The 2,753-nt window shown below is 64.9% G+C and carries 3 protein-coding genes; all 3 read right to left on the reverse strand.

Annotation, left to right across the window (positions count from 1 at the left end):
• Window positions 1–220: 220 nt before the first annotated feature.
• A complete protein-coding gene (locus tag AKL29_RS26225; RefSeq protein ID WP_050386157.1) occupies window positions 221–574 on the reverse strand; it encodes a cupin domain-containing protein in 354 nt (117 codons plus the stop codon).
• 57 nt (window positions 575–631) lie between these two features.
• On the reverse strand, window positions 632–841 hold the full coding sequence (locus AKL29_RS26230; RefSeq protein WP_050386158.1) for a DUF2934 domain-containing protein: 210 nt from the start codon (window positions 839–841) through the stop codon (window positions 632–634).
• A 478-nt stretch (window positions 842–1,319) separates the two neighbouring features.
• Window positions 1,320–2,705 carry a glutathione-disulfide reductase gene (gor, locus tag AKL29_RS26235; protein WP_050386159.1) on the reverse strand — a complete coding sequence of 462 codons (1,386 nt, stop codon included), beginning with the start codon at window positions 2,703–2,705 and terminating at the stop codon, window positions 1,320–1,322.
• Window positions 2,706–2,753: the final 48 nt, after the last annotated feature.

The raw sequence follows: 2,753 nt of genomic DNA on the forward strand, positions 1-2,753 counted from the left end.
TGGGCTGCGTTGTTGAAACAGGCTGAGGCTCCAGCGCGGCAAGCCAACTGACGTCGGCGGCTATGGGTCCCTGCTTTCGCAGGGACGACGCCGCATGTATTGCGCTGCCGGTGAGTCATACTTTCGCATTCTCGCGACATGAATCGCCCGAGCTTTGCTCTTCAACTCGGATTCGCGGTCGAGACGATGGGTATCGCTTCGCTCCACCCATCTACCAGTCTCACACCACCTTCCGCGGCGCAGCCGTCGCAGCGTCACCCGTGTTCGGCGTCCCGGTAGGTTCGATCAGCAGCAGATGCACCTCCTCCCGCGCGACGGGTCGGTGCTCGACGCCCTTCGGCACGATGTACATCTGGCCCGGCTTCAACGTCACGGTGTGATCGCGCAGCTCGATGTCGAGGATACCTTTCAGCACGAGGAAGAAGTCGTCGGTGTCGTCGTGCTTGTGCCAGACGAACTCGCCCTGGACCTTCACGACCATGACGTCGCAGGCATTGAATTGCGCCACGGTGCGCGGCGACCAGTGGTCAGAGAATGTCGACAGTTTCTGCGAAAGATCGATCGCGCCGCTCATGATGCCTCCGGGTCCGGGCCAGCCCGCCGGACTCGTTAGCTCAGCCGCGCGACGCACTCAATGCACGCCCCTTAGCCTCTCCGGATATGTACTCGGCCCGTTGCGCCCGTTGATGTCGCAAGGCGCTTCGCCGTTGGCGGCCCGCCGCGCCAGCAATTCCTTTTCGGCCTGATACCAGAGCTGATCCATCTTGCCCGGCGGCTCGCCGGCGTCCTTCCACAATTCGTAGGCGCGGGTCCGGATCTCCTGCTCGGTTGGGCCTCTCATGCGCGGCTCCCTCAATTTGAGACATCAAACTGTTTGAGAGTGGAACGGACAGCATAGCGCAAGGTTCCAAGGCGCGCGAGACGGCCGCGCGCCGATGGCGCGTGGCCTGTGCACAGCGCCGCTGCGCGGGCCATTCGCCGGAAACCGGGTTCGATTTGAGCGCGCGCGAAGAGCGGCCCTGAGGACAAGTCCCGGGTGGATGTGCATGTCAACAAGGGTGCCCTAATTCCCCGCCACGAAGCGCGGCCGTCGGCGCCGGTCTTGCGGAGGCGCGCTACCCCTTCTGAGGTATGAAACCTTTGCCCGCTTCCGCAGACAAACACTCATCAGGATTTTGCCACGAACCTTCCTGGGGCTAGAGACAGCGCCGTCCGCATGTATTTTAAGCGGGCGGCGTTGGGCTGTCAGGCAGGGCACATTCCCCGTTCGCGATCGCCAGGAGAGCACCAGGACGGCAGCGCCGGCCCCGCGGGTTAGGCTACTCCGCCGCCTGGCGAACGTGGCGCGCGGTCGGGGTGCGCATCGTCACCAGCTCTTCGGAGGCGGTTGGATGCAGCGCGACGGTGGCGTCGAAATCGGCTTTGGTCGCCCTCATCTTGACGGCGATCGCGACGGCCTGGGTGATTTCGGCGGCGCCATCGCCGACGATGTGGCAGCCGAGCACGCGGTCGCTCGCGCCGTCGACCACGAGTTTCATCAGCACGCGGGTGTCGCGGCCGGACATCGTCGCCTTGATCGGGCGGAAATCGGTCTTGTAGATGTCGACGTGGCTGAACTGCGCCCGCGCCTCTTCTTCCGTAAGCCCGACGGTGCCGACCTCCGGCTGCGAGAACACCGCGGTCGGGATCGTCGCGTGGTCGACCTGGACCGGGCGCTTGCCGAATACGGTGTCGGCAAAGGCATGGCCTTCGCGGATCGCCACCGGGGTTAGATTGGTGCGGTGGGTGACGTCGCCGATCGCGTAGATGTTGTCGACCGAGGTCTTCGACCAGCCGTCGACCTGGATGCCGCCATTGGCGGGATTGATGGCGACGCCGGCGGTCTCGAGCCCGAGATTGGCGACATTGGGATGCCGGCCGATCGCGAACATCACCTGGTCGGAGGCGATGCTCGAGCCGCTCGACAGATGCGTGGTGAAGTCATGGCCGTGCTTGTCGACCTTCGCCACCGTGCAGCCGGTGATAATGGTGATGCCGCGCTTCTCCATCTCGGCGCGGACATGCTTGCGCACGTCCTCGTCGAAGCCGCGCAGGATGTTGTCGCCGCGATAGATCACCGTGACGTCGGAGCCGAAGCCGGCAAAGATGCCGGCGAATTCCAGCGCGATGTAGCCGCCGCCCTGGATCACGATCCGCTTCGGCAGCTCCTTGAGGTGAAACGCCTCGTTGGAGGAGATCACGTGCTCGATGCCGGGCACGATCGGCCCGTGGTTGGGCGCGCCGCCGGTAGCGATCAGGATGTACTTCGCCGTCACCTTCTCGCCGGTGGCGAGTCTGATGGTGTGGGCATCCTCCAGCACCGCGCGGGTCTTTACGATCCGCGCGCCCGACTTCTCGACATTGGTGGTGTAGGCGCCCTCGAGCCGGGCGATCTCCTTGTCCTTGTTGGCGACCAGCGTCGCCCAGTCGAACGAGACCTGCCCGATGCTCCAGCCGAAGCCGGCGGCGTCCTCGATCTCGTCGTGGACGTGGCTGCCGATCACGAACAGCTTCTTCGGCACGCAGCCGCGGATCACGCAGGTGCCGCCCATCCGGTACTCTTCGGCGACCATGACCTTCGCGCCGTAACCCGCGGCGATGCGGGCGGCACGAACGCCACCCGAACCACCACCGATGACAAACAGGTCGACGTCAAACTCGGCCATCGCAGTACCTCTTCCTTCCTTCTCCCTCGCCCCGCTCTTGCGGGGTCG

The sequence above is a fragment of the Bradyrhizobium pachyrhizi genome, from assembly GCF_001189245.1.
In the GTDB taxonomy this organism is placed as follows: Bacteria; Pseudomonadota; Alphaproteobacteria; order Rhizobiales; family Xanthobacteraceae; genus Bradyrhizobium; species Bradyrhizobium pachyrhizi.

What these genes read in the sequence shown, in the direction of transcription:
- AKL29_RS26225 (WP_050386157.1), bottom strand. Translation starts at nt 574, where the DNA reads ATGAGCGGCGCGATCGATCTTTCGCAGAAACTGTCGACATTCTCTGAC.
- AKL29_RS26230 (WP_050386158.1), bottom strand. Translation starts at nt 841, where the DNA reads ATGAGAGGCCCAACCGAGCAGGAGATCCGGACCCGCGCCTACGAATTG.
- gor (WP_050386159.1), bottom strand. Translation starts at nt 2,705, where the DNA reads ATGGCCGAGTTTGACGTCGACCTGTTTGTCATCGGTGGTGGTTCGGGT.